At 57.9% G+C, this 25,447-nt stretch carries 29 protein-coding genes; 15 read left to right on the forward strand and 14 right to left on the reverse strand.

The features are described from left to right. Positions 1 to 32: 32 nt before the first annotated feature. From pheS to ACR0KN_RS08095, 5 genes are all read left to right on the forward strand, one after another. Complete coding sequence (gene pheS / locus ACR0KN_RS08075; protein WP_480652687.1) at positions 33 to 1,106, forward strand: phenylalanine--tRNA ligase subunit alpha; 1,074 nt, start codon at positions 33 to 35, stop codon at positions 1,104 to 1,106. 909 nt (positions 1,107 to 2,015) lie between these two features. Next, on the forward strand, positions 2,016 to 2,819 hold the full coding sequence (locus ACR0KN_RS08080; protein ID WP_480652689.1) for a CE1 family esterase: 804 nt from the start codon (positions 2,016 to 2,018) through the stop codon (positions 2,817 to 2,819). 60 nt (positions 2,820 to 2,879) lie between these two features. Continuing rightward, on the forward strand, positions 2,880 to 3,287 hold the full coding sequence (locus ACR0KN_RS08085; RefSeq protein WP_480652690.1) for a cupin domain-containing protein: 408 nt from the start codon (positions 2,880 to 2,882) through the stop codon (positions 3,285 to 3,287). A 77-nt stretch (positions 3,288 to 3,364) separates the two neighbouring features. Next, positions 3,365 to 5,761, forward strand: coding sequence for a phenylalanine--tRNA ligase subunit beta (gene pheT, locus ACR0KN_RS08090; protein ID WP_480652692.1), 2,397 nt, complete (start codon positions 3,365 to 3,367; stop codon positions 5,759 to 5,761). Between the two features lie 79 nt (positions 5,762 to 5,840). Beyond that, entirely contained in the window at positions 5,841 to 6,287 is a 447-nt protein-coding gene (locus tag ACR0KN_RS08095) for a YtoQ family protein (protein ID WP_170781289.1), read from the forward strand. Between the two features lie 49 nt (positions 6,288 to 6,336). Here the strand turns inward: ACR0KN_RS08095 and ACR0KN_RS08100 are convergent, their stop codons facing one another. Continuing rightward, positions 6,337 to 7,035 carry a glutathione S-transferase family protein gene (locus tag ACR0KN_RS08100; RefSeq protein WP_480617816.1) on the reverse strand — a complete coding sequence of 233 codons (699 nt, stop codon included), beginning with the start codon at positions 7,033 to 7,035 and terminating at the stop codon, positions 6,337 to 6,339. 215 nt (positions 7,036 to 7,250) lie between these two features. On the opposite strand from ACR0KN_RS08100, the gene ACR0KN_RS08105 reads away from it, so the two are divergent. Then, complete coding sequence (locus ACR0KN_RS08105) at positions 7,251 to 8,057, forward strand: mechanosensitive ion channel domain-containing protein (protein ID WP_170589946.1); 807 nt, start codon at positions 7,251 to 7,253, stop codon at positions 8,055 to 8,057. Between the two features lie 189 nt (positions 8,058 to 8,246). On the opposite strand, the gene ald is transcribed toward ACR0KN_RS08105, so the two are convergent. Beyond that, positions 8,247 to 9,362: an alanine dehydrogenase gene (gene ald, locus ACR0KN_RS08110; protein WP_480652695.1), complete on the reverse strand. Its 1,116-nt coding sequence runs from the start codon at positions 9,360 to 9,362 to the stop codon at positions 8,247 to 8,249. Between the two features lie 135 nt (positions 9,363 to 9,497). Between ald and ACR0KN_RS08115 the strand changes: the two genes are divergently transcribed. Then, positions 9,498 to 9,956, forward strand: coding sequence for an Lrp/AsnC family transcriptional regulator (locus tag ACR0KN_RS08115; RefSeq protein WP_010443599.1), 459 nt, complete (start codon positions 9,498 to 9,500; stop codon positions 9,954 to 9,956). A 170-nt stretch (positions 9,957 to 10,126) separates the two neighbouring features. Beyond that, positions 10,127 to 11,044 carry a polyphosphate kinase 2 gene (gene ppk2 / locus ACR0KN_RS08120; RefSeq protein WP_029622264.1) on the forward strand — a complete coding sequence of 306 codons (918 nt, stop codon included), beginning with the start codon at positions 10,127 to 10,129 and terminating at the stop codon, positions 11,042 to 11,044. Between the two features lie 52 nt (positions 11,045 to 11,096). Here the strand turns inward: ppk2 and ACR0KN_RS08125 are convergent, their stop codons facing one another. After that, positions 11,097 to 12,242 (reverse strand): CAP domain-containing protein, encoded by a 1,146-nt coding sequence (locus tag ACR0KN_RS08125; protein WP_480652697.1) that lies wholly within the window; start codon positions 12,240 to 12,242, stop codon positions 11,097 to 11,099. A 297-nt stretch (positions 12,243 to 12,539) separates the two neighbouring features. Beyond that, a complete protein-coding gene (gene rpsU, locus ACR0KN_RS08130) occupies positions 12,540 to 12,746 on the reverse strand; it encodes a 30S ribosomal protein S21 (RefSeq protein ID WP_005614280.1) in 207 nt (68 codons plus the stop codon). A gap of 112 nt (positions 12,747 to 12,858) precedes the next feature. Between rpsU and ACR0KN_RS08135 the strand changes: the two genes are divergently transcribed. Then, positions 12,859 to 13,551: a COQ9 family protein gene (locus tag ACR0KN_RS08135; RefSeq protein ID WP_480652699.1), complete on the forward strand. Its 693-nt coding sequence runs from the start codon at positions 12,859 to 12,861 to the stop codon at positions 13,549 to 13,551. 72 nt (positions 13,552 to 13,623) lie between these two features. Next, the gene (locus ACR0KN_RS08140) at positions 13,624 to 14,610 is read left to right on the forward strand and encodes an NAD(P)H-quinone oxidoreductase (protein WP_480652701.1); all 987 of its coding nucleotides are present in this window, start codon (positions 13,624 to 13,626) and stop codon (positions 14,608 to 14,610) included. A 14-nt stretch (positions 14,611 to 14,624) separates the two neighbouring features. Here ACR0KN_RS08140 and ACR0KN_RS08145 read toward each other — a convergent pair whose 3' ends face one another. Beyond that, complete coding sequence (locus tag ACR0KN_RS08145; RefSeq protein WP_480652971.1) at positions 14,625 to 15,482, reverse strand: DUF2189 domain-containing protein; 858 nt, start codon at positions 15,480 to 15,482, stop codon at positions 14,625 to 14,627. Positions 15,483 to 15,697: 215 nt separating this feature from the next. Between ACR0KN_RS08145 and ACR0KN_RS08150 the strand changes: the two genes are divergently transcribed. Then, entirely contained in the window at positions 15,698 to 16,681 is a 984-nt protein-coding gene (locus tag ACR0KN_RS08150) for a quinone oxidoreductase family protein (protein WP_480652703.1), read from the forward strand. A 41-nt stretch (positions 16,682 to 16,722) separates the two neighbouring features. On the opposite strand, the gene ACR0KN_RS08155 is transcribed toward ACR0KN_RS08150, so the two are convergent. From ACR0KN_RS08155 to ACR0KN_RS08195, 9 genes are all read right to left on the reverse strand, one after another. Beyond that, positions 16,723 to 17,256 (reverse strand): outer membrane protein, encoded by a 534-nt coding sequence (locus tag ACR0KN_RS08155; RefSeq protein WP_480652705.1) that lies wholly within the window; start codon positions 17,254 to 17,256, stop codon positions 16,723 to 16,725. 263 nt (positions 17,257 to 17,519) lie between these two features. Then, positions 17,520 to 17,993, reverse strand: coding sequence for a YHS domain-containing (seleno)protein (locus ACR0KN_RS08160; RefSeq protein ID WP_010443607.1), 474 nt, complete (start codon positions 17,991 to 17,993; stop codon positions 17,520 to 17,522). Positions 17,994 to 18,165: 172 nt separating this feature from the next. Further along, positions 18,166 to 18,441: a hypothetical protein gene (locus ACR0KN_RS08165; RefSeq protein ID WP_170544754.1), complete on the reverse strand. Its 276-nt coding sequence runs from the start codon at positions 18,439 to 18,441 to the stop codon at positions 18,166 to 18,168. After that, positions 18,438 to 19,043, reverse strand: coding sequence for a glycerol-3-phosphate 1-O-acyltransferase PlsY (plsY, locus tag ACR0KN_RS08170; protein ID WP_480652707.1), 606 nt, complete (start codon positions 19,041 to 19,043; stop codon positions 18,438 to 18,440). The genes ACR0KN_RS08165 and plsY overlap by 4 nt, the downstream gene beginning before the upstream one ends. After that, positions 19,043 to 20,323 (reverse strand): dihydroorotase, encoded by a 1,281-nt coding sequence (gene pyrC, locus ACR0KN_RS08175; protein ID WP_480652709.1) that lies wholly within the window; start codon positions 20,321 to 20,323, stop codon positions 19,043 to 19,045. The genes plsY and pyrC overlap by 1 nt, the downstream gene beginning before the upstream one ends. Beyond that, entirely contained in the window at positions 20,320 to 20,706 is a 387-nt protein-coding gene (locus ACR0KN_RS08180; protein WP_480652711.1) for a hypothetical protein, read from the reverse strand. Before ACR0KN_RS08180 ends, pyrC begins: the two co-directional genes overlap by 4 nt. Continuing rightward, complete coding sequence (locus tag ACR0KN_RS08185) at positions 20,691 to 21,209, reverse strand: hypothetical protein (protein ID WP_480652713.1); 519 nt, start codon at positions 21,207 to 21,209, stop codon at positions 20,691 to 20,693. The genes ACR0KN_RS08180 and ACR0KN_RS08185 overlap by 16 nt, the downstream gene beginning before the upstream one ends. Further along, on the reverse strand, positions 21,206 to 22,141 hold the full coding sequence (locus tag ACR0KN_RS08190) for an aspartate carbamoyltransferase catalytic subunit (RefSeq protein WP_480652715.1): 936 nt from the start codon (positions 22,139 to 22,141) through the stop codon (positions 21,206 to 21,208). The genes ACR0KN_RS08185 and ACR0KN_RS08190 overlap by 4 nt, the downstream gene beginning before the upstream one ends. A 409-nt stretch (positions 22,142 to 22,550) precedes the next feature. Further along, entirely contained in the window at positions 22,551 to 22,739 is a 189-nt protein-coding gene (locus tag ACR0KN_RS08195; protein WP_480652717.1) for a hypothetical protein, read from the reverse strand. 160 nt (positions 22,740 to 22,899) lie between these two features. Here ACR0KN_RS08195 and ACR0KN_RS08200 point away from each other — a divergent pair, with 160 nt between their 5' ends. The 4 genes from ACR0KN_RS08200 to moaB are packed head-to-tail and all read left to right on the forward strand — an operon-like array spanning position 22,900 to position 25,426. Then, positions 22,900 to 23,664 carry a uracil-DNA glycosylase gene (locus ACR0KN_RS08200; protein WP_480652719.1) on the forward strand — a complete coding sequence of 255 codons (765 nt, stop codon included), beginning with the start codon at positions 22,900 to 22,902 and terminating at the stop codon, positions 23,662 to 23,664. Continuing rightward, positions 23,661 to 24,260: a metallophosphoesterase gene (locus tag ACR0KN_RS08205; RefSeq protein WP_170544743.1), complete on the forward strand. Its 600-nt coding sequence runs from the start codon at positions 23,661 to 23,663 to the stop codon at positions 24,258 to 24,260. The genes ACR0KN_RS08200 and ACR0KN_RS08205 overlap by 4 nt, the downstream gene beginning before the upstream one ends. After that, on the forward strand, positions 24,257 to 24,877 hold the full coding sequence (locus ACR0KN_RS08210) for a LysE family translocator (RefSeq protein WP_170781276.1): 621 nt from the start codon (positions 24,257 to 24,259) through the stop codon (positions 24,875 to 24,877). Before ACR0KN_RS08205 ends, ACR0KN_RS08210 begins: the two co-directional genes overlap by 4 nt. A gap of 6 nt (positions 24,878 to 24,883) precedes the next feature. Next, entirely contained in the window at positions 24,884 to 25,426 is a 543-nt protein-coding gene (moaB, locus tag ACR0KN_RS08215; RefSeq protein ID WP_010443618.1) for a molybdenum cofactor biosynthesis protein B, read from the forward strand. Positions 25,427 to 25,447 lie beyond the last annotated feature (21 nt).

Genomic DNA, 25,447 nt, shown 5'->3' on the forward strand with positions numbered 1-25,447 from the left:
TAGCAGGTTGGCGACTAAATTCAGAGGGCGTCATGGACGATCTTAAGGCAAAATATCTGGGCCAAATCGCCGATGCGGGCGATGAAAACGCACTTGAGGCGATCCGAGTCGCTGCCGTGGGCAAAAAAGGCGAAGTCGCGCTGAAGATGCGCGAGTTGGGCAAGATGACCCCCGAAGAGCGTCAGGTCGCAGGCCCAGCACTGAACGCCCTGAAGGATGAAATCAACTCGGCGCTTTCCACCAAGAAGGCTGCGCTTGCCGATGCTGCGCTGGATGAGCGTCTGCGCACTGAATGGCTGGACGTCACCCTGCCGACTCGCGCGCGCCGCCATGGTTCGATCCACCCGGTCAGCCAGGCGACCGAGGAATTGACCGCGATATTTGCCGAACTGGGTTTCTCGGTGGCCGAAGGGCCGCGGATCGAGACCGACTGGCACAACTTTGACGCCCTGAACATCCCCGGCCACCACCCTGCACGGGCCGAGATGGACACGTTCTACATGCACCGTGCCGAGGGCGATAACCGCCCGCCGCATGTGCTGCGCACGCATACCTCACCGGTCCAGATCCGCTCGATGGAACTGCAGGGCGCGCCGATCCGCGTGATCTGTCCGGGCGGCGTCTACCGCGCCGATTATGACCAGACCCACACGCCGATGTTCCATCAGGTCGAAGGGCTGGCCATCGACAAGGACATCTCGATGGCAAACCTGAAATGGGTTCTGGAAGAGTTTGTGAAAGCGTTTTTTGAGGTCGACGACGTCGAGCTCCGCTTCCGCGCCTCGCACTTCCCCTTCACCGAACCGTCGGCCGAGGTCGATATCCGCTGTTCCTGGGATAACGGTCAGTTGAAGATCGGCGAGGGCGACGACTGGATGGAAATTCTGGGTTCCGGCATGGTCCACCCCAAGGTGATCGCCGCCGGTGGGATCGACCCCGAGGTCTATCAGGGCTTTGCGTTTGGTATTGGTATCGACCGTCTGGCGATGCTGAAATACGGCATTCCCGACCTGCGGGCGTTCTTTGATTCAGATTTGCGGTGGCTGCGTCATTATGGGTTTGCGGCATTGGATATGCCGAACTTGCATGGTGGTTTGTCGCGGTAGAGAGATCATTGGACGACTGGCTGACGTTATATCGTGATTGGTGGAAGCTTAGGGTTTCCAAATAGCCGCTTCTTTGGTTCATATGTTTGTTTTTCGCGGTGTTTATTCCACCAACACTTGTATCTTGGGTGTGGGAAAGTTCATCGACAGCAGTCTTGATTGCTTTTGTAGTCTCAGCAATTTTGTTTCTGCCGGGACTACTCGTTGCTGGGCTCGAATTTTTGCGGCCCGGTGCTTTTCAAGTGCGAGATAGGCTGCAAAGAGACAAAACCTTAGACCTAATCCAGAAACGGAATTCCAGTTTTTGGAATCGGTGGTAAGACTTGTACCTGTTCAGCATATATCTCGCTAAGTATTATGACTGGTCCTATTCGTTTTCCAGCCGTCACCGTCGGTGGGTTGGACTTGCGATACTCTTCGCGTGGTATTGGGTATTTGTTGGAATTGTTAGCTTACTTCCGGGTTGGGTTGCTGGCTTAGCTTTACTCATATCCGCGCCATTCTCGGGCCTGTTCATGATTGCGCATCATCGCGTCTGGAAAAAAAGAGATGAAAGCGCGCGCGATCAACAATCTCAGTTGTGGAAAACCAAGAAACTCATTGATCGATTCAAGAAGTAAGTGCGGAGCAAAGGCCGATAGGCCGCCGCGCTACCGCCAGACCGCCCGCACGGACTGGCGATTTGTCTCCGTTAGCGCTCCGTTTGAGTGTTTCGCGGATTTGGCTGGCATAAAGTGCCCACCACAACCCTTTGATCGCCATCCCGCGGTCTGGCGATAGTGCGGCTTTGTGATTTGATCCGTTGTAGGGTGGGGTTTCACCCCACCGTGGGCCGGTTGGTGGGGTGAAACCCCACCCTACACCAATATGTTATGTGACAGTGCGGCAGACGTCGCTAGGCTCCGGCTTATGATCTATCGACTGCTTTTTCTTCTGCTGACCGCGACTCCGGCCTTTGCGATGGGCCCGTGGAAATCTGACTGCCACGGCGATACCGCCTGTGAGATCGGCGACCGCTCATACCATGTGCTGGAACCCGATGGCTGGGATGGCGAAACGCCTCTGCCAGTGCTGTTGCATTTCCATGGCTGGGCGCGGCAGGGCGATGTGGTGGTGAACCATGAACGCATCGCCGGGGCAACCAAGCTGCGCGATGTGCTGCTGGTGGCTCCGAACGGGCTGGGCAAAAGCTGGAATTTCTGGACCGCTGATACCGCAGACGTGCCGTTCGCTGATCGGGTGTTAGAGGATGTTGCCAAGCACTATCCCATTGATCCTGAACGCATCTATGTCTCGGGTTATTCCTATGGCGGTGCAATGGCGTGGCGCTTTGTGTGCCAGTCGGGCAATGACATCGCGGCACTGCTGGCCGTTGCGGGATCAATTCGCCAGACCGAGGACTGCCCGGAAGCCCCGCGCGAGGTGCGCCATGTGCATGGGCTTGATGACACCGTGATGGATTTCCCGCTTGGGCCAGACGGGGATACGACCTATCCGGTGGCGCTGTGGAAGGCCAAGTTCGACTGCAACGGCGCCACTCCGCGCGGGGATTGGAGCGTGAAGCCGTTTCTGACGCTCAGCCGGATAGAGTGGACCGATTGCGCGCAGGGGCAGGTCACGCTGGATACGCATCCGGGCGGGCATTTCATTCCTCACGGCTGGATCGGCTGGCAGTTGGACGAGCTTTTGGGCCGAACGCCAACTTATCCATAACCGTTGACTTCGCTGCCGCAGCGCGATCACTTGCCCGCACAACTAAACAGGAGATGACCCGTGAAACCGCTTCTGCTGGGCGCACTGATCCTTGCCGCCACTTCCGTTCAGGCAAAGGACACATACCCGCCGGTTGAATTGCTGTTGCAGACCGATACCTCGATCATCGGCGAGCCACTGGAATATCCGGCAGGGCAGGCTAAAATCACTATGGCGATCGTCACCATGCAACCGGGACAGCAGACAGGCGATCACCGTCATGATGCACCGTTGGCGGCCTATGTTCTTGAGGGCGAGATCACCGTTGACTATGGCGACGCTGGTACGCGTGTCTACAGAACCGGGGATGCCTTTGTCGAAGCCTTCCGTTCGACCCATGCCGGGGTGAATACGGGTAGCGGGATCGCGCGTATTCTGGCTGTATTTGCCGGGTCGGACGCTGTTTCGAACACGGTTGCCGAAGACTAGGCCAACGGCCTCTTTCCCCTGTGTACAATATCCGCTACATGCGGTCTGACCCGAGATTTACTGGCGGATGACGACCGATGAAATTCACTCTTTCCTGGTTGAAAGACCACCTCGATACTGACGCTTCGGTGGATGAGATTGCCGAGGCGCTGACCGACCTCGGGCTTGAGGTCGAAGAGATCGTCAACCCGGCGGACCGCCTTGCGGGCTTTACGCTGGGCCATGTGAAACATGCAGAGAAACACCCCGACGCCGACAAGCTTCGAGTTTGTACGGTTGAGACCGACGAGGGCGACCTGCAGATCATCTGTGGCGCACCCAACGCGCGCGAAGGCATCACCGTCGTCGTGTGTAAGCCGGGCATGTATATCCCCGGTCTGGATATCACCATCAGCGTTGGCAAGATTCGAGGTGTTGAGAGCTTTGGCATGATGGCGTCCGAACGCGAGCTGGAGCTGTCGGACGAGCATGAGGGAATTATCGAGCTGCCTTCGGGCGAGGTCGGTGACAAGTTTATCGACTGGCTGGCCGAGAACGAGCCGTCGAAGGTTGACCCGATGATCGAGATTGCGATCACGCCAAACCGCCCGGATGCGCTGGGTGTTGAGGGGATTGCGCGCGATCTGGCTGCGCGTGGCTTGGGCACGCTGAAGGTGCGCGACTATGTGCCGGTGCCGGGTGATTTCGAAAGCCCGATCAAGGTGTCGATCGACGAGGATACGCTGGACGGCGCACCGCATTTCACCGGTCGGCTTATCAAGGGTGTTAAGAACGGTCCTAGCCCGCAATGGCTGCAGGATCAGCTAAAGGCGATTGGTCTGCGTCCGATCTCGGCTCTGGTGGATATCACCAACTATATGACCTTCGATCACAACCGCCCGCTGCACGTATTCGATGCCGACAAGGTGCAGGGTAACCTACGCGTTCACCGTGCCAACGGTGGCGAGAAGTTGGTTGCTCTGGATGAGAAGGAATACACACTACAGCCCGGCATGATGGTGATTTCGGACGACAAAGGCCCGGAATCAATCGCCGGTATCATGGGCGGTGAGGAAACCGGCTGCACCGAGGAGACGGTGAACGTCTTCCTTGAAAGCGCGTTCTGGGATCATGTGCAGATCGCCCTGACGGGCCGTGCGCTGAAAATCAATTCGGATGCGCGCTATCGCTTCGAACGTGGGGTCGACCCGGAATACACCCGCGAAGGGTTGGAGCACGCGACGCAGATGATCCTGGATATCTGCGGCGGTGAAGCCTCGAACGTGGTTGAGGCGGGCAATGCGCCGAACCACGCGCGGGCCTACAAGCTGGATGCGGCGCGAGTGCAGTCTCTGGTCGGGATGGAAATCCCGGAAAGCGAGCAGCGGCAAACCCTGACCCGTTTGGGCTTCCGTCTGGATGGAGAGATGGCGCACGTGCCCAGCTGGCGACCAGACATCATGGGGGAAGCTGATCTGGTGGAAGAGGTCGCGCGGATTGCTTCACTGACCAAGCTGCAGGGTATTCCTCTGCCACGCACCACGGCGGGTATCCCCAAACCGGTCATGACGCCGACGCAGCGCCGCCAGTCGATGGCGCGACGGACTTGTGCCGCACTGGGGTATAATGAATGTGTATCCTACACCTTCATAGATCAGGCCTCGGCTGCGCTGTTTGGCGGTGGCGACGCTGCAACCATGCTGGAAAACCCAATCTCGTCCGAGATGAGCCATATGCGCCCTGATCTGCTGCCTGGTCTGCTGCAGGCGGCGGCGCGTAATCAGGCGCGGGGTTACGCAGATCTGGCTCTGTTCGAGGTCGGTCCGGTGTTCCACGATGGCGAGCCGGGGGATCAGCAGACGCAAATCACCGGTCTGTTGGTTGGGCGCAGCGGCCCCAAGGATGTGCACGGTGCGTCCCGCCCGGTTGACCTGTTTGATGCGAAGGCTGACGCCGAGGCGGTGCTGGCCGCAATTGGCGCGCCAGCTAAGGTACAAATTCTGCGTGGTGGCGATGCCTGGTGGCACCCGGGTCGTCACGGCAAGATTTGCCTTGGCCCGAAAAAGGTTCTGGGTGTCTTTGGTGAGTTGCACCCTCGCGTCTTGCAGGCCATGGACATCAAGGGTCCGGCAATGGCGTTCACCATTTGGCCGGATCAGGTTCCGATGCCGCGTAAATCCGGAGCAACCCGTTCCGCCTTGGAACTGCGTGACCTGCAGGCGGTTGAGCGTGATTTTGCGTTTGTCGTTGATGCCAATATCGAGGCGTTAACGCTGGTTAATGCAGCTGCAGGGGCTGACAAGGCACTGATTGAAGGCGTTCGGGTATTTGACGAATTCATCGGGGGTAGCCTTGGTGAAGGGAAGAAATCTCTGGCCATTACCGTACGGCTGCAGCCATCTGACTCGACCCTCAAGGAAAAGGACATCGAAGCGGTCAGTGCAAAGATCGTTGAGAAAGTGGCGAAAGCGACTGGTGGCGTGCTGCGCGGCTGAGGATGTTTCCACCCAGGGTGGGACATATATGATATCACGAAGGGGCGGGCGCGCCCCTTTTTTGTGGGAGGAATAGGTCATGTTAAAAGTTTATCTTTCGGGTGAGATTCACACGGATTGGCGGGAACAGATTATCGCAGGTGCCGAGGGGCTGGACATAGAGTTTAGTAGCCCAGTGACAGATCATGATGCGTCGGATGATTGTGGCGTCGCGATTTTGGGGGCAGAGCCAAATAAGTATTGGCATGACCACAAGGGTGCGATGGTGAACGCGATCCGAACCCGCAAGGGGATTTCAGACGCTGATGTGGTCGTTGTACGCTTCGGGGACAAATACAAGCAGTGGAATGCAGCCTTTGATGCCGGTTATGCGGCGGCCTTGGGCAAATCGATCATCGTGTTACACGGACCCGATCATCAACACGCTTTGAAAGAGGTGGACGCGGCCGCGCTGGCGGTGGCGGAAGAGCCCGCGCAGGTTGTCGAGATTTTGCGTTACGTGGAGACAGGCCGATTGCCAGGCTGAAGGGCCTAAGGGCGTGCGGCACTTTGGTGCCGCCGCCCTGTGGTTCAAGTTAATCTCGGGGCGGGATGGTCAGGCCCTTCTGAACTGCAGGCCTTTCCAGAAAACGGTCGAGATAGGCCACTACATTGCTGTAGTTGTCCCAACCGAGGACCTCTTTGACGCCATAATAGTCGAGACCACGTAGCCAGGGTGCGATGGCTATGTCCGCGATCGAATAGTCTCCGGCGATCCAATCCTGGCCGTTCAGCTGTGTTTCCAGGACGTTCAACAAGCGTTTGCCCTCGTTCACATAGCGTTCGCGGGGACGGGGGTCTTCGATCTCGCTGCCAGCGAACTTGTGGAAATACCCCAACTGACCGAACATCGGCCCAACGCCGCCCATCTGGAACATCAGCCATTGGGTGACTAAATGTTTGTCCGCCTTGCTCTGCCCCAGCAGCATGCCGCTTTTCTCGCCCAGATACAGCAGGATCGCTCCGCTTTCGAAAAGCCCCATCGGGACCCCATCGGGCCCGTTCGGATCAATGAGAGCCGGGATCTTGTTATTGGGATTTAGCGACAGAAATTCGGGACTTTTGACATCCGCATCTGCCAGCGTAACCAGATGTGCCTCGTAGGGCAGTCCGGTTTCCTCCAGCATGATCGACGCTTTGACCCCGTTGGGCGTTGCAAAGGAATAAAGTTGGATGCGATCAGGAAATTGCGGTGGCCATTTGGCCATGATCGGGAATGAGGTGGTGTCCAGCATGATATGCTCCTGCGAGTTATAGGTCTCAATGTGGTGGCATGAGCGCAGATTGTCAGGTGTTTGAGTGTGCAGGACCGGACAGTGACTGTTTGCTGGGGAACAGCAGGGGGAAAACTCGGAAATCCTGCACCTAGACCTGAGCGTAAATATGTCCCAAACTTTCAGTGATCCCGCGCCAACAGCGCGGGTTTGCTGTTGGTGCAAAGGAGAAGCACGTGGAAGACGTCGTAACACAGGTGGGCGCATTTGGTCCGCTGATCATGAGCGCGATCAAAGCGCTGATCGTTCTGGTATTGGGTTGGATCGTCGCCGGAGCCATAAGTGGTCTGGTGCGGCGGCGGATCAACGCGACACCGCATATCGACCCGACTTTGGGGAATTTTGTTGCGAGCTTGGTGAAATGGGTGCTGCTGGCGATAGTCTTTGTCGCCGTGCTGGGCATCTTCGGTATCGAGGCGACCAGCATCGTGGCCATTCTGGGTGCCGCATCCTTGGCCATCGGTTTGGCGCTGCAGGGAACACTCAGTGATTTAGCCGCAGGCGTGATGCTGGTCGTGTTCCGGCCTTATAAGTTGGGCCAGTATGTCGATATTGGTGGCACTGCAGGTACGGTGAAAGACCTGAACCTGTTCACGACTGAGCTGGTGACGCCTGATAACGTACAGATCATCGTGCCAAACGGTCAGGCTTGGGGTTCGGTGATCACAAACTACTCCGCCCATGACACGCGCCGAGTCGATCTGGTGTTCGGCATCGACTATGGCGACAGCGCGGATGAGGCGATGAACATCATTCTGGATGTGGCCAAGGCCGACAGTCGTATCATGGCTGATCCTGAGCCTTGGGTGCGCGTGACAAACCTTGGAGACAGCTCAGTTGATCTGACAGCGCGCCTGTGGTGTGCGGCGGCTGACTATTGGGATGTGAAGTTCGAACTTACCAAAGCGATCAAAGAAGCGTTTGACGCCAAGGGCGTATCCATCCCGTATCCGCATTCAGTGGAGATTCACAAAGAGGCGTAAGCCTCCCGCCCGTCGCTCGGGCATTGAATTGCCCTCCTCCGGTTGGGCCGGGCACCGCGCCAAAGTGCGGTGCCTTTTTTGCGCGACCGTTGGTCAAGAAAACAACAGCGCCGCGCTTTTGGCGCGGCGCCAGGCCCAAGTCTGTAAAGCGTCCTTTGGAAAAGGACGCTTTCAGAGGCGGGAGTACTCTTAGTTCAGCAGAGTTGCCGGATCGACAGAGTCGATGTTGAGGGCAGTACCTACCGCTTCGTAAGTCAGCTTGCCGGCGTGGACGTTCAGACCTGCCAGCAGGTGTGCGTCGTCCTTACAGGCCTGCTTCCAGCCCTTGCTTGCCAGCGAAAGCATGAACGGCATGGTCGCGTTGCCCAGTGCGATGGTAGAGGTCCGGGCAACCGCGCCGGGCATGTTGGCGACGCAGTAGTGCATGATGCCGTCAACTTCGTAAACCGGATCGGCGTGGGTAGTGGCTTTCGAGGTCTCAAAACAGCCGCCCTGGTCAATCGCAACGTCTACCAGAGCCGCGCCGGGCTTCATGGTCGACAGTTGTGCGCGCGAGATCAGCTTCGGAGCTGCTGCGCCCGGGATCAAAACCGCACCGATAACCAGATCGGCATCCTGAATCAGCTCGGCTGTCGCACCAGCTGTCGAATATTGGTTCTTGAACGTTCCGCCGAACACATCGTCCAGATAACGCAGGCGCGGCAGCGAGCGGTCCAGCACGGTTACATCTGCGCCCATACCCGCCGCGATTTTGGCGGCGTGAGTGCCGACAACACCGCCACCAATGACGATTACCTTTGCAGGGCCAACACCCGGAACGCCGCCCATCAGAACGCCGCGGCCACCGTTGGCCTTCTGCAAAGTCCAGGACCCGACTTGCGGTGCCAAACGACCGGCAACTTCCGACATCGGGGCCAGCAGAGGCAGGCCGCCGTTCGCGTCGGTGACAGTTTCATACGCAATCGCGGTACAACCGGATGCCAACAGGTCATGGGTCTGGTCTGGGTCGGGTGCCAGGTGCAGATAGGTGAACAGCAACTGACCTTCGCGCAGCATTTTACGCTCTACTGCCTGAGGTTCCTTGACCTTGACGATCATGTCGGCGGTGGCGAACACCTCTTCTGCAGTGTCGACGATGCGAGCTCCTGCCGCGACGTAGGCATCATTGTCAAAGCCCGAGCCCATCCCGGCACCGGTTTCGATGATGACTTCGTGACCACGGGCCACAGCCTCGCCAGCCGCGTTCGGGGTCATCCCGACGCGGAACTCCTGGGGTTTGATTTCCTTGGGGCAGCCGATTTTCATGTGAGACTCCATTCATAAACTGCCTAAATTATGGGCATTATGCTGTGCAATTTTTGTGAAACCCTGCTTGCCAAATGGTAGAATTGTAGGAAATTATCCGAAGATAGTTAAATACTACGCAATGGATGTGCGCCGATGATGATAGATGCGACTGATCGAAAGATTCTGGCAGCCCTTCAGCGCAAAGGCCGGATGTCTAATTCAGAGCTATCCGAACAGGCCAACCTGTCACCCTCGGCGTGCCACCGCCGTGTTCAACGGCTTGAGGCAGAAGGTTATATCAAAGATTACGTCGCATTGCTCGATGCACGTAAAATGAATGTGCCAACAACTGTGTTTGTCGAGATTACTTTGCAGGGACAAGCGGAAGAGGTGCTTGAATCCTTCGAAAAGGCAGTAGCCCGAATTCCCGATGTACTAGAATGTCATCTGATGGCCGGAACAGCGGATTATATTCTGAAGGTGGTTGCTGAAAATACCGAAGATTTCGCGCGCATACATCGGCAGTACCTGTCTCGCTTGCCGGGCGTGGCACAGATGCAAAGCTCTTTTGCTTTGCGCACTGTTTTCAAAACGACGGCCCTGCCAGTTTGAACTCTTCCGCACCCGATGGCCGCGTTTCATCCTGAACGCTTGTATCTGCCGTCAGACCGGTTCAAAATCTATAGTTCTGACCATAAGTGAAACATTGGCAATGCGCGCTGACATCCGATGGTTACACTGGCCCTGTATGGTCCGAACCCGAAGACGATAAGGAGCAGACCTTGGTTTACGAACATGACAGCACCCCTAAAGATTGGCTGGAAGCCGAACTGGAAGATTCGCTGGATGAAGATTTCGAGATCGAATTCAGCGAACCAATGCTTTCGGTCGAGGTGCGTAAGATCTACAAGGATCAGCATCCCGATATGCTGGATCGCAAGGTCTATTTTCGTAACCTTTTGCGTCTTCAGGCCGAACTTATCAGGGTACAGGATTGGGTGGTTCATACCGGGGCCAAGGTTTGCATCCTGTTCGAAGGCCGCGACAGTGCCGGCAAGGGTGGGGTGATCAAACGCATAACACAGCGCTTGAACCCGCGGGTTGCACGCGTGGTGGCGCTGCCAGCACCCAGCCGCCGCGAGCAAAGCCAGTGGTATTTTCAGCGTTATGTGCCGCATCTGCCCGCAGCGGGTGAAATCGTGTTCTTTGACCGGTCCTGGTACAACCGAGCAGGTGTTGAACGCGTGATGGGGTTTGCCAACGAAGATCAGGTTGAACAGTTTTTTCAGGACGTTCCCGAATTCGAGCGGATGCTGGTGCGGTCGGGAATTATTCTGCTTAAGTACTGGTTCTCGATCACAGACGAAGAACAGCAACTGCGATTCCTAATGCGCATTCACGATCCAATGAAGCAGTGGAAGCTGTCGCCCATGGATCTTGAATCCCGCATCCGGTGGGAGGCATACACCAAGGCCAAAGAGGATATGTTCTTTCGCACCAACATTTCTGAGGCGCCATGGTATATCGTTGAAGGCAATGACAAAAAGCGCGAACGGCTCAATTGTATCGAGCACCTGCTGACCAAGATCCCCTACGAGGATGTGCCGCAAGAAAAAGTCAATTTGCCGGATCGGCGCTATAATCCCGAATACGAGCGGCGTATTCTGCCGGATGAGCTACACGTGCCAAAGATTTACTGATTTGGCTGGCATGTGGTGCGGGAGAGTGATCCCCCGCACCTGAAAGGTTTGATTAGCCCCAATCAAATCCGCAGTTCATTTCAAATACAAACATGCCGCACATATCGTCATTCATGTCTTCGACTGTGGTTTCTACGGTTTCAATCATGTCGTCAGCGACGTCGGTGTCGAACACAAGATCGAAATCATCCACTTCCGGTGTCGTATCGGCCTGCTGCACCGGAGACCAATCGAACTGGTCAAAATGGGCCTGCAGCGCGTTAACAAACGCTTCGATCCCGGCAAGGAAGGCCTGAACGTCAAAGCAGTCCGCGCCCGGTGCACCATTGTCAACGACAACCTCAGGTAATTCTGGCTCTTCGACCTCGGTGACGTCGGTATCCGGCACTTCAGGTTCCGGGTCTTCAACTTCAGTCACATCGGTATCAGGCGTTTCCGGCTCTTCAGTTTCGGTGACATCAGTTTCCGGTGTCTCCTCGACTGGGTCGTCGGTCTCAGTGACGTCAGTGTCCGGAGTTTCGTCCGTTGGTTCTTCGGTTTCAGTAACGTCCTCGTCCGGGGTCTCCTCAGCCGGTTCCTCGGTTTCCGGAACTTCCGCAACCGGTGTTTCGTCAACCGGTTCGTCAGTCTCGGTGACGTCGGTATCCGGCACTTCAGGTTCGGTAGGAGTGGTAACCTCTTCTTCCTCCGGCTCAACAACCTCTTCGGCCGGTGGGGCCACTGGTGGGGTGGTGCCGCCGTTATCAAGATCGACCTCGCCTTGTGTCGCAGCAAAGTTCTGCGTCACCATGACTGCATCGAACCCCTGCATGTCGCCTTCTTCGATCCCGATGCCGATATACTTAAATTCGGGGTTCAGAATGTTGGCTCGGTGGCCGGGGCTGTTCATAAGGTTCTGGTGCAATTGCGCGACATCATCGCTGATGCCTGGTGCGCCGCGCTCGGATTGCCAGGCGATGTTTTCTCCGGTGCGCCAGTTGCCGGACAGGTCAAATCCTGCGGCTTGCATCCGTTGAGTTGCAGATGAGCCGCCCTGCCCGGTGTGGCTGAACCGGTCGGTGTCCAGCATCCAGGTGCTGTGGTCCTCGGATGATTCATTCAAGTTGCGTTCAGGTTCCAGGGGATCAAGACCGCGGGATGTGCGCTCTTGGTTGATCAGCGCCAGCATTTCGCGCTCAACCGTACTTGCTGTCGACATCAGTGCCTCCGTTATTGGTTATGTCTGAGTGGACGGCCTCACTTACAGACGATCAAAGAACGCTGAACAGGGTAGGTACGGGGGCGGGCGATTTTCGGCGGCAGAATGCAACCGAGCGGCGATTCGCTGCGCTGTAAAATGCCGACATAGGCGATTGCATCAAAATCGGCAGGTTGCCGCGAGGGTAAAGCCGGGAATGGGCGAGAATATCCGCCCTAAAAAACGACAAACCCCCGGGCGGGGCCTCGGGGGTCGTCAAATAGTGTCATCCAAAGCTGGACGAGTCGCGGTAGGCTCTTAGAGCAAACCTTCGCGCTGTGCTTTCTTACGTGCCAGTTTACGGGCACGGCGGATCGCTTCAGCTTTCTCGCGCGCTTTTTTCTCGGACGGTTTCTCGAAATGTTGCTTCAGCTTCATTTCACGGAACACGCCTTCGCGCTGCAGCTTTTTCTTCAGGGCACGAAGCGCCTGATCGACGTTATTGTCGCGAACACTAACCTGCATGTGGTTGTCACCACCTTTCTAGATAGAGTTGCAAGGAAATTGCAGGAGGTGGCCGTATAGCAAAGCGCGCCTAACTTGTCTAGTACTGGACCCGCAGCCTCGGAGAGCCGAAATGACCGCTACCTATGAAGATACCAAAGAACAGCTTCTGAACGCGATTCTCGACCATGTGCCTTTTGACGGTTGGTCGGAAACAAGCTTTCGCGCAGCGATTTCCGATTGCGGTCTGGATGCCGGACTGGCCCGCGCCATCTGCCCGCGCGGCGCTGTCGATCTGGCACTGGCCTTCCATGCGCGCGGTGATGCGGCAATGCTGGATCGTATCAATACTGAGGATCTAAGCGGGCTGAAGTTTCGTGATAAGATCGCCGCTGCTGTCCGCTTTCGTTTACAGGCAGTCGAAGACAAAGAGGCCGTGCGCCGGGGTGTGACTCTGTTCGCGTTGCCGATCTATGCCGCAGATGGGGCCAAGGCGGTTTGGGGCACCTGTGACCAGATCTGGACAGTGCTTGGCGATACTTCGGATGACGTGAACTGGTATACTAAACGTGCCACTCTGTCGGGCGTCTATTCTTCAACACTGTTGTATTGGCTGGGCGATGACAGTCCGGATTATCAGGCGACATGGGAATTCCTCGATCGCCGGATCGAGGGCGTGATGCAGTTCGAAAAGCTCAAGGCGCAGGTGAATGACAATCCGCTGCTGAAGCCGTTTCTGGCTGTGCCCAACTGGCTTGCGGGTCAGGTGAAGGCTCCGGTGAAGATGTCAGACAACTTGCCCGGTTCGCTGTCATCTGGGAAATAGTCGCAACGTTTCCACTTGTTGCTGGGCCTCTGCGCTACTGACTGCTAGGCAAGAGGCAAAGGAGATATGCCCATGACCCAGACGATGCGCGCTGTTGAGATTACCGAAGCGGGTGGCCCGGACGTTCTGCAATTGACCGAACGCCCGATACCGGAACCGGCGGAGGGTCAGGTGGTTCTGAAAGTAGCCTATGCCGGGGTGAACCGTCCTGATGCGCTGCAACGGGCGGGGGCGTATGATCCACCTCCCGGCGCGAGCGATCTGCCAGGGCTGGAAACCTCGGGCGAGGTCGTCGCCATCGGTTCAGGTGTCGAAGGTCTGGCCGTGGGCGATCAGGTTTGCGCCTTGTTGCCCGGCGGCGGCTATGCCGAATATGTCGCCACACCCGCCGCGCATTGCTTGCCTTTACCTGCAGGCATGGGAATGAAAGAGGCCGCCTGCCTGCCCGAGACCTTCTTTACCGTCTGGTCCAATGTATTTACGCGGGGTGGCCTGAAAGCGGGGGAACGTTTTCTGGTCCATGGTGGTTCAAGCGGGATTGGCACGACCGCGATTCAGTTGGCCAATGCATTTGGCGCTCGGGTTTTTGCCACGGCCGGATCGGCTGAGAAATGTGCGGCTTGTGTCGAATTGGGGGCTGAGAAGGCGATCAATTATCGCGACGAAGACTTCGTGGCTGCGATGCGCGCCGAAGGCGGGGCGAACCTGATCCTCGACATGGTCGGCGGCGATTACATCCCGCGCAACGTCAAAGCGTTGGCCGAAGATGGTCGTTTGGTTCAAATCGCATTCCTGCAAGGTCCGGTGGTCGAACTGAACTTTGCACTGATGATGGTGAAGCGTCTGACCCTGACCGGCAGTACTCTGCGTCCGCAAAGCGATCTGGCGAAGGCGCGCATTGCGCAAGACTTGCGTGAAGCCGTCTGGCCTTTGCTTGAGGCCGGGAAGATTGCGCCTGTGATGGATTCCGAATTCGATCTGGCTGATGCCGCCGCCGCGCATGCGCGGATGGAAGGATCGGGCCACATCGGCAAGATCGTACTCAAGGTCGCTGGTTAAGCTGCACAGTACGGTCAGGCGACCGCCCGGCGATACAGATGCCAAGTGGCGTGACCCAGAATGGGCATCACTACGATCAAGCCCAGCAGAATCGGCATGGCGCCCAATATCAGAAGCGTCGCCACTATCGCACCCCAAGTCAGGATCACGCCCGGGTTTTGACGCAAGACCCGAACCGAGGTCACCACGGCCACTGGAACGCCCACTTTGCGATCAAGCAATAATGGAAAGCTGACCACGCTCAGCGCCAACGCGACCAGTGCGAACAGGAAGCCGATGGCGGTGCCGATGATGATCATGCTCCAGCCAGCTCCGGTGGTGAATACCTCGGTGATAAAGGCTGTTGCCGAGGCTGGGGCCTCTGGCCCAAGTGTCTGCGCGTAGATTCCTTGCGCTACCATCAGCCAGATCAACAACAGCATGACCAGATAAAAGCCCAGTGCCAATATCGCGCCGAAGGAAGGCGAGCGGAACACGCCAAACGCATCCAGCCAATGTACGTCTCCGCCCTGTTCCCGCTTGCGACTGATCTCATAAAGCCCAACCGCGGCGACAGGCCCGATCAGGGCAAAGCCCATGACGAGCGGGGCCAGCAAAGGCACCATGACTTTGTTGAGCCCAATACCGAACATCAGAAGGCCTGCGATCGGGTAGATCAGAACGATAAAGATCGCATCGGCCCGAGTTTCGAGAAAATCGTTATATCCGGCTTTGAGGCATTCGCGCAGATCCTGCAGTGTCAGCGTGTGCACTGTTGGCAGGGTGCGGACATCCGCGCTGCCGATTTCGGATACTGATTCCCACACATGATCGCTGGTCGCCCGCAGATTACGGGCGACCCAGGTAATTGGGTTACCGATTGTCTTGTCCATGTTCATCCCCTTCTCTGGCGTGGGGGCGCCGCGGGATGCATCCGGTACGGCAAATTCGTGTGACCGGATCAGCCGGCAACGTCTGCCCATTTACAACGTCCATCCGCATTATAGCACATATTGCAAAATCTTGCCCGAACATGCTTGAGGGATAACAAAGATTGCCCTGTCGAACAGGCATGTTAGCTTTGTTTCAACAGGCAACGGAGGGTATCATGCAGCAAACAGCGCGCACTGTCGTCATTCACGAACACGGCGGGCCGGAGGCCCTGCGGATAGAGGATCGTCCGCTCGGGGATCCGGGGCCGGGAGAAATACGCATTCGCCACCATGCCTGCGGATTGAATTTCATTGATGTTTATCAGCGCACCGGTCTCTATCCGCTTGAATTGCCTCACGCATTAGGGATGGAGGCAGCCGGTGTGATTGAGGCTGTGGGCGAAGGTGTCACGCACCTTTCCAATGGCCAACGCGCGGCCTATGCCGCTGGCCCGTCCGGGGCTTATTGCGAAGCGCGCGTGATGCCTGCCGCACAGGTATGTCCGCTGCCCGAGAGTATCTCATTCCGCACCGCAGCGGCGATGATGCTGAAGGGCATGACGGTCGAATACCTGTTTCACCGCACAACGCCTTTGCGGCGCGGGGACACCGTTTTGTTTCACGCCGCTGCAGGCGGGGTTGGTCTGATCGCCTGCCAATGGGCCAAATCCGAAGGCATCAAACTGATCGGAACAGCGGGAACGGATGAAAAATGCAGCCTGGCGCAGTTCAACGGCGCGTCGCATTGCATCAACTACCGAACCGAGAACTTTGTCGAACGTGTCGCTGAGATCACCGGCGGCAAAGGGGTCGATGTGGTGATGGACTCCATCGGCGCGGACACGTTTGAGGGATCGCTGGATTGCCTGAAACCCTTGGGCATGATGATTTCATTCGGAAACGCGTCGGGGCCAGTGCCACCTGTCGATCTGGGAATGTTGGCGCAGCGGGGATCTTTGAAGATCACCCGCCCAACCCTGTTCACCCATATCTCGGATCACGCTACTTGTCAGGCAATGGCGCGGCGTCTGTTTGGCAAAGTGGACGGGCGCGAGGTTAAGATCCACGTCGATCAGCAGTTTCCGCTGGATCAGGTTGCCGATGCACATCGCGCGTTGGAAGCGCGTCAGACCACCGGCAGTACAATCTTGGTGCCCTAACAGGAGAGGCCCGGCAATGACTGCCGGACCCGTACATTTGTCTAGAACCGGTACGCGACACGCAACTGGAGCGTCGTGGCATCAACATCGACGCCCGAGGAATTGAAATCATCAAACTCATGATACAAAAGTTCGCCGCCTACGCTGATGTTGGGGGCGACGATCTGTTCATAGCCAGCACCAATAAACCAGCCATTGTCGCTGCCTAGATTGTTTGTGTCCGCGTCGGCATAACCAGCGGTACCATACAGCAGACCCTGTGGGTTCACCTTGTAGCCAGCGCGTGCTTTGATGCGCCAGACCTTCTCGACTGTGGCGGCGCTGCTCAGGTCGATGTCGCTCCAGTCATAGTCAAAGCCACCGCCAACTACCCAGTCGCCCAGATCATAGTCATATCCAAGGATGATACCGCCAATCGCACCATCCCCGTCTACGCCCGAGATGTTGGTGTCGATATCCGCATAGCCGATCTGTGCACCGCCGTAAAAGCCGGTCCAGCTGCCCGAGGATTGTGCCATCGCTGAACCCGCCGCTAGCGTCATGACAGAGGTGAAAAGTGCAAGTTTACCCGTCATCTTCTGTTTCCTTTCGCTCGAAATCTGCTGACCGGTAATCGGCTGGCAGCCTTTTGCCTAGCACTACGAACCAGCCCAAAAGCCGGATCAGTGATGCTTTGTCTATTCCGAACCATCCTGGTGGCTAGCCGGTGTCCCCGGCGCGGGCCCATTTGATCTGGGCGCTTGTCCTTGATTCTAAATAGGTCGCGGCACGGCGCCTTCAAACGAAGATCGGCGGCAGATACGATCTGCCGCCGATATACAAAGGTCTTGTCAGCGAATTATTGCTGCAGTTCAGCCGGGTCTTTGTCGGCGATGTCTTCCCAGTTTGCGCTGGCTTGCTCAACAAAGCCCGGAATGTCGCCTTCCCAACGCTCCTGAATGTCCTGAGACAGGTTCAGGTACAGCTTGTTGTCGACGATTTTCCAGTAGTTCGGGTCACCATCGAATTTGAAGCCCATTGCGGTGCCAAACGCGCAGTAGCCACCGTAAGCGGGCAGGTATGCCTCAGGGTTGGCTTCAAAGGCGGCTTTGTTTTCTTCCGACGCGAAACGGTACAGCGCGTCGTTGTGCAGGGTGGAAATGCGGTAGTCGCCTTTGGTGGCTTCACCAACGGTGAAGTAGGCAACCGGGTCATAGCCCTGCATTGCCAATCCGGTTGAGCTTGCGTTGATTTCAACACCTGCGGCCATGGCCGAGCTTGCAATGGCAACAGACAGCGCGACACCGCTGATTATGGATTTGAACTTGTTCATGACTTCACCTTTCGTGAATAGGCTCGCTTAAGAGCACGGTAATTTTGCCCGGGCGAACCGGATTTGATTGTCGCGACGCCGGTAATTGGTCGTCACAAAATCCCAGTTGGGGAATGGCCTGTTCACGTTCAAAGCAATCAATTGTGATTGTGCGGTCACAAAGACCTGTTGTTCATTCCTGCACGTCAGGCACGAGCGCCAGAACAAAGGCAACCACTTTCTCAGCGGGCATCTCACAGGGGCGCAGCAGCGCACCGCTCTTGCGGGTGAGATAAAGGTTTAAGCTGATATAGTCCGGTCCGCCCAGTTGATAGGCCACGAGCTTGTGTGATTTCCCACCTGCCATGATCTGATGCGAAACCAAATATCTGCGCGGGCCAGCGGCCCCCGTGAATGTGCCGATGGGCAGATCATCGATCGCCTTCAGGAAAGCGCTGGACGCCGTCACGATTTTCCGATTTTTGGCTCGGTTCCTGCCTTGATACGCGCGAGGTTGGCGCTGTGCCGCCAGTAGACCAGTAAGGTCAAAGCAATCCCGAGGAAAAACGTACTGCCATCTGTCAAAACCATAATCCAAGTTGTGGACAGAGCGGCGGCGGCCAGCGCCCCAACAGATGAAATACGCCAGATCAGCACTGCAACCAGCCATGTCAAACAACAGGCGACACCCACGCGCCAGTCAAGCGCGAGCCAAAGGCCCAGAAAGGTTGCTACGCCTTTGCCGCCTTTGAAGCCCAGCCAGACCGGGAAGCAATGACCAAGAAATGCGGCAAGCGCTGCGATTTGCGCGGCGTCTTCTCCGGCCAATGCCCGTGCAAGCAGAACGGCAACGGCACCTTTGGCTGCATCAAACAGCAACGTCAGCGCCGCCGCCGCCTTGTTCCCGGTGCGCAGGACGTTGGTTGCCCCGATATTGCCCGACCCGATTTGCCGCAGGTTTCCCAGACCCATCACGCGCGCGACGATCATGCCAAACGGGATTGACCCAAGCAGGTATCCTAACGCGGCCCACAGGATGAGCTGAGTTATTGTGCTATCGATCAAGGGCATCAGGCTCTCCGGTACACTTCTTGTCCAGCGACATAGGTTGCGGTGACCTTACCCTGCATCCGCTGGCCGTCAAACGGTGTGTTCTGCGATTTCGATTTCAGCGTAAAGCGGTCCAGAACAAAGGGAACATCCGGGTCGAACAGGACCAGATCAGCGGGCGCGCCTTGGGACAGGCGACCACTCTCCAAGCTCAGCCGTTTGGCCGGGTTCAGGGCCATGGCGCGGAACAGGGTCGGCAAGTCCAGCTGTTCGGAATGGTATAGGCGCAGCGCTGCAGGCAGCAGCGTTTCCAGCGCCACCGCGCCCGAGGCCGCCTCTTCAAACGGCAGGCGCTTGCTTTCCTCATCCTGCGGGGTGTGCATGGAGCTGATCGTGTCTATCAGACCGGTTCGCACTGCTTCGATCACGGCTTGCCGGTCATCTTCGGATCGCAGTGGGGGCTTGATTTTGAAGAAGGTGCGATAATCGGACACGTCCAATTCGTTCAGTGTCAAATGGTGGATCGAAGTGCCTGCCGTGATGTCCAGCCCGTTGCGCTTGGCGCGTTTCAGTGCGGGCAGGGCGCGGGCCGTGGTGATCTGATCGGCGTGATAGGCGGCTCCGGTCATTTCAAGCAAGGCGATGTCACGATCCAGTCCCATCCGCTCAGCCATAGGCGATACGGCGGGCAAGCCTCGCAGAGCGGCGAACATGCCGCTGGTGGCTGCAGCCCCAGCGCTGAGCCCCGGCTCCTGCGGATGCGCAAGGACCAGTGCGCCGCAGGATTTAGTGTAAGTCAGAGCACGAGAAAACACCTTGGTGTTGGTCACGACATGATCGCAATCGGTAAACGCCACGGCGCCTGCGTCCTGCAGGAACCCGATCTCGGTCATCTCACGCCCTTCGCGTCCTTTGGTCAGGGCGGCCATCGGCAGGACGTTGACCGGAGCGTCCGCTTGCGCGCGGCGGGTGGCAAACTCCAGCGTCTCGGGTGTGTCGACGGCAGGTAGGGTATCAGGGCGCGTGACGATGGTTGTCACACCCCCTGCGGCTGCTGCAAGACCTGCAGATTTATAGCTTTCCTTGTGCCGTTCACCGGGCTCGCACACCTTGACGCCAATGTCGACAATGCCGGGGGCAAGGCATTGCCCACCGCAATCGACCACCTGCGTGTCAGCGTCTGGGGCCGCGCCTTCACCAAGCGCCGCGATCCTACCGTCGGCAACCTTCAGCCAGCCGATGCTATCTGTGTCCGCTTCGGGGTTGATCAGGCGGGCATTGGTGAAAATCAGATTGCTCATGCCATGGCCCTTTCGATTGCGGCTTTGGTGGCGGCGGGGTCCGCCTGGTATTTGATAAGGTGTTTGTCGCCGCCTTTGGTGACGATCTGGACAAAGCTGCCAATCGTGTTGACCGCCTGAATCTGGTTCAGCGCCACCTTGCGCGAACCGGGCCCGGTGAGTGTGGAGTCTGTCATTTCCCACGTGGCGACCAGTTCTTCCGAGGCCAAATACCACGCGCGGATCCCGATGGCAGCCAACCCGGCGGGCGCGCCGGTCCAGACGTAGGGATTGCCGATCAACCATAGCACGACCATCGCGGCCGCCATTGCAAAGGCGGCGAGCCATGCATTGGTGCGGACATAAACGCCCTTGTCCGAGGAGAATGTCACAGGATCAGCCACAAGGTACCTCCGATGGCGATCAGAATCAGCAAGGCAATGACCGCCGATCCGATGCGGCTTGGTTTGGTATCCGCTGGCGGGCTTTGCGGGGCCGAGTATGGCTTTGCGCTTTCCGTCTCGAACACGTCGCCGGTCCAGTTCGTGGCCTCTTCCGTGAACAGGCCAATCAGATGCAGGCGTGGATCGGGTGAAAGGGTTACTGATCGATCGCCGAAAGCCGCGCTGCGCAGGACCATCACCCAGCCTTCGATGGCCTCCAATTTCGTGCGGTCTAACTGGTCTACCGAGACACCGCAGCCTTCGCTGAGATAGCCATAAAGCCCAAGGTCTTCGAGGTCGGATACCGGAAAAATGTCGATCTGTGCGCGGTCCAGCCCTTCGACACCAAGTACCTGATCAACAGCCCCCGGTTCGCGCAGGAATTTCACCTCTTCCGGGCGCATATCCAGCGAGAACAGGCGGATCACGCCGCGCTCATGGGGGGCGATGATCAGATCGTTCATGCGGCTTCTCGCACGTTGCGCGACAGCAGGTCCATGGCGGCCATGCGGACGGCAACGCCCATCTCGACCTGTTCCTGAATGACGGACCGGTTGATGTCATCGGCCAGAGTGCCGTCGATCTCGACCCCGCGGTTCATTGGACCGGGGTGCATCACGATGGCGTCCGGCTTGGCCAGCGCCAGCTTTTCAGCATTCAAACCGTAGCGGTGATAATATTCGCGTTCCGAGGGGATGAAACCGCCGTCCATCCGTTCCTTCTGAAGACGCAGCATCATCACAACGTCGACGTCTTTCAGACCCTCATTCATATCGTCATAGACCTCGGCCCCGAATTCGGCGAACTGAGATGGCACAAGCGTCGGCGGGCCGATCAGGCGGATGCGGTTTTCCATCTTGCCCAGCAGGATCAGGTTCGAGCGCGCGACGCGTGAATGCGCCACGTCTCCGCAGATCGCGATGTTGAGCCGGTGCAGACGGCCCTTGGCCCGGCGGATGGTCAGCGCGTCCAGCAAGGCTTGCGTCGGGTGCTCATGCCGCCCGTCGCCCGCGTTCAGCACGGCGCAGTTTACCTTCTGCGCCAGCAGGTCAACCGCGCCGGAATGAGGATGCCGTACTACAAGCAGATCGGGATGCATCGCGTTCAACGTCATCGCCGTATCGATCAGTGTCTCGCCCTTTTTGATCGAACTGGCCTGCATCGCCATGTTCATCACATCGGCCCCCAACCGCTTGCCCGCCAGTTCAAAACTGGCCTGCGTGCGGGTTGAGTTTTCAAAGAACATGTTGATCTGTGTCAGGCCCGACAGCACGTCCGAGTGCTTAGTCGATTGCCGGTTCAGATCGACATAGGTTTCGGCCAGATCAAGGATAGCAGTGATATCGGATTGCGACAGATGCTCGATGCCAAGAAGGTGACGATGGGCGAAACGCATGGGCGGGCTCCTGTCTGACAATCGGACCGCTTATAGGAAGCCATGCAGACCAAGGCAACCTAAGGTTCCGACCCTTCGGGCAGTTTCTCGCATCCACCTTCGGGCAGGCATTGTTCGCCAGGTTTGCACCACTTGCCATAGCCGCAATCGATAGCCTTGATCGGCACGCAGCCCTGATGAGCCGAGCATTTAAAGCCGGGCCGGCATTGCGAACCGGTTTCCTCACACAGAAACCAGCCGGGGCGTGAGCATCCGCCGCCCGGCAAGCAGGAAGAGCCCGCTCCGCAGGACCGGCCATCCGCGCAGGTTGTGGATGGAGCTGGGACCAAATCTGGTCTGCTGCGCTCGCATTCCCCGCGCCCGTTGCAGAAGCTGCCACCTGGGCAATCCAGACGCGAGGTGCACTTGTTCACCCCCGCAGGGGCGCAACGCGTTCCTCCTGCCACGCAGCGCTCGAACGGGCCGCAGGTGCGTCCGCCTCCACAATAGGTGTGCCCCGGCGGGATGCAGCGGCCATCAAAGCTGCAGCGCTGGCCTGCGGGGCAGCAACCGCGCCCGCATTGCAAATGTCCGGGGCGGCATTGAGTATTCCGGTCAAACAGCTGCGCACTCGCCAAACTGCCAGAGGTTGCCAGCAATAGAGCAATCAGAAGGAACCGTAGAAATGACAGCATGACCCCGCCATGGTCAGTGCGACCCTGTGCCTTGGCAAGGTCTATTCGCTTTCCCTCGGTCAAAAGCTGGTTAGATTGAGGGTTATGGAATCGGGCTTGGACCATCATACCGCGCGGGCGCTGCTGGAATGGCAGATCGAGCTGGGCGCAACCGAGGCGATCGGCGATGCGCCGGTGGATCGCTATGCGTTGCCGGACAAAGCGTCCAAGGCGAAGAAACCCTCTGCGGCTGAACCTGCGAAAAAGCCTGAACCCGTCGATGCCGCAGCTGTTGCGAAACAGGCGGCAAAGACCGCCGGATCGCTCGTCGATTTGCGTGCGGCGATGGAGGCGTTTGATCTTTGCGACCTCAAACGCGGCGCGCGGCAGTTAGTGTTTGCCGACGGCACCCCCGGCGCACGGGTAATGATCATCGGCGAAGCGCCAGGCCGTGATGAGGATCGCGAAGGCAAGCCCTTTGTCGGGCGCGCTGGGCAATTGCTGGACCGGATGCTGGCCGCGATTGGTCTGGATCGACGCGAGAATGTCTACATTACCAACGTGCTGCCGTGGCGCCCTCCGCAAAACCGCGATCCCAAGCCAGAAGAAATAGGCATGATGAAGCCGTTTCTGGAACAGCATGTGACCTTGGCCAAACCCGAGGTGCTGGTGGTGATGGGCAATATCAGCTGTCAGGCCGTGCTGGGCAAACGCGGTATCACGCGGCTGCGAGGGAAATGGGATCAGGCGCTGAACCTGCCCGTCATCCCGATGTTTCACCCGGCCTACCTGCTGCGTCAACCGCAGATGAAGCGACAGGCCTGGGCCGATCTGCTGGACCTGCAAGCGCGGCTGAGGGGCGGGGCATGAGGGTGCTGGCGTTCTCTGACCTGCACATGGCGCGCAACCGCGCCTCCGACTTGGTGGCCGCCAGTGCCGAGGCTGATCTGGTCATTGGGGCCGGAGACTTTTGCAATGCGCGACGGGGATTGAATGAAGCGATGCAGATGCTTTCGGGCATTGCGGCTCCGCTGGTTCTGGTGCCGGGCAATGCGGAAAGCGCCGAGGAACTGACAGAAGCCGCGCCTGATGGTGTGCATGTTCTGCACGGGACAGGCATGACACTTGATGGTCTGCGCCTGTTTGGGCTGGGCTATGGCGTGCCGGTCACGCCTTTTGGCGATTGGTCCTGCGACCTGACCGAGCCTGAGGCCGCAGAACTGCTGGATCGGTGCGAGGCCACAGATATCCTGATCGTGCATTCTCCACCCAAAGGGCATGGCGATACTACCTCGCAAGGCCAATCGGTTGGCTCAGTCGCCGTTCGAGACGCAGTCGAACGGCTTCAGCCCAAATTCGTCTTTTGCGGGCATATCCATGACAGCTGGGGTTACCGAGGCACCATCGGCCGTACACAGATAGCCAATCTGGGGCCCAAAGTGCATTGGTTCGAGGTGAGTTTATGATCGACACGGTAACGCTGCTGGCTTTTATCCCGGCAGCGCTGGCGCTGAATTTCACACCCGGCGCGGATATGATGTTCTGTTTTGGTCAAGGCTTGCGCGCAGGTCCGCGCCCTGCGATTGCCGCAAGTGCCGGGGTCTCTGCAGGCGGTATGGTGCACGTTCTGATTGCCGGTCTCGGCCTTGGAGCGGCGGTCGCTACCCTGCCGTGGCTGTTCGATGTGATCCGCTGGGTCGGGGTGGGTTATCTGCTTTATCTCGCATGGGGTGCGATCAGGAATGGTGCAGTCGCCGCTGACGCACCGAACAGACCCACCCGTTACGCGTTTCGGGACGGGATGCTAGTCAACCTGACCAACCCCAAAGTCATTCTGTTCGTGCTCGCTTTCATCCCGCAATTTATCGATCCAGGGAAGGGTTCGGTATTGGCGCAGTTCCTGATCTATGGCGCAATTCTTGGTGTCGGCGGGTTTGTTGTGAATGGGCTGGTCGGCATTTTCGCTGGCGGCGCAGGTCGGATGCTAATCGGCAACCCGCGTGCCTCGCGTATTCTAGGTTGGGTGTCAGGGGGGATCTTCACCGCTTTGGCCCTCCGGCTTGCTATTATGGAAAGGGCCTGACACCGCATGTCCCGCATTGACGAAAGCAAGAAGTTCATTCCCGTCCGGATCGCTGTCCTGACTGTTTCTGACACGCGGTCTCTGGACGAGGATCGCTCGGGCCAGACGTTGGTGGATCGGATCGAAAAAGCGGGCCACTCAGTGGCGGATCGCAGGATTATACAAGATGAGCGCGCTGAGATAGCAAAACAATTGCGTGCTTGGATCGCTGATCCTGAGATCGACGTTGTGATCTCGACCGGCGGCACAGGTCTGACGGGTCGCGATGTTACAGTCGAGGCACATCGGGATGTTTATGAAAAAGAGATCGAGGCGTTTGGCACCGTGTTCACCATCGTGTCTATGGAAAAGATAGGTACTTCTGCCGTGCAGTCCCGCGCCACAGGCGGTGTGGCGGGCGGAACCTATCTGTTTGCGCTGCCGGGCAGCCCGGGCGCGTGTAAAGACGCGTGGGATGCGATTTTGGAGAAACAGTTCGATTATCGCCACCGCCCCTGCAATTTCGTGGAAATAATGCCCAGATTGGACGAACATCTGCGACGGAAGTAGAATGGTCCTGCGTTTAACGCA

Source organism: Ruegeria sp. AP7, assembly GCF_056539905.1.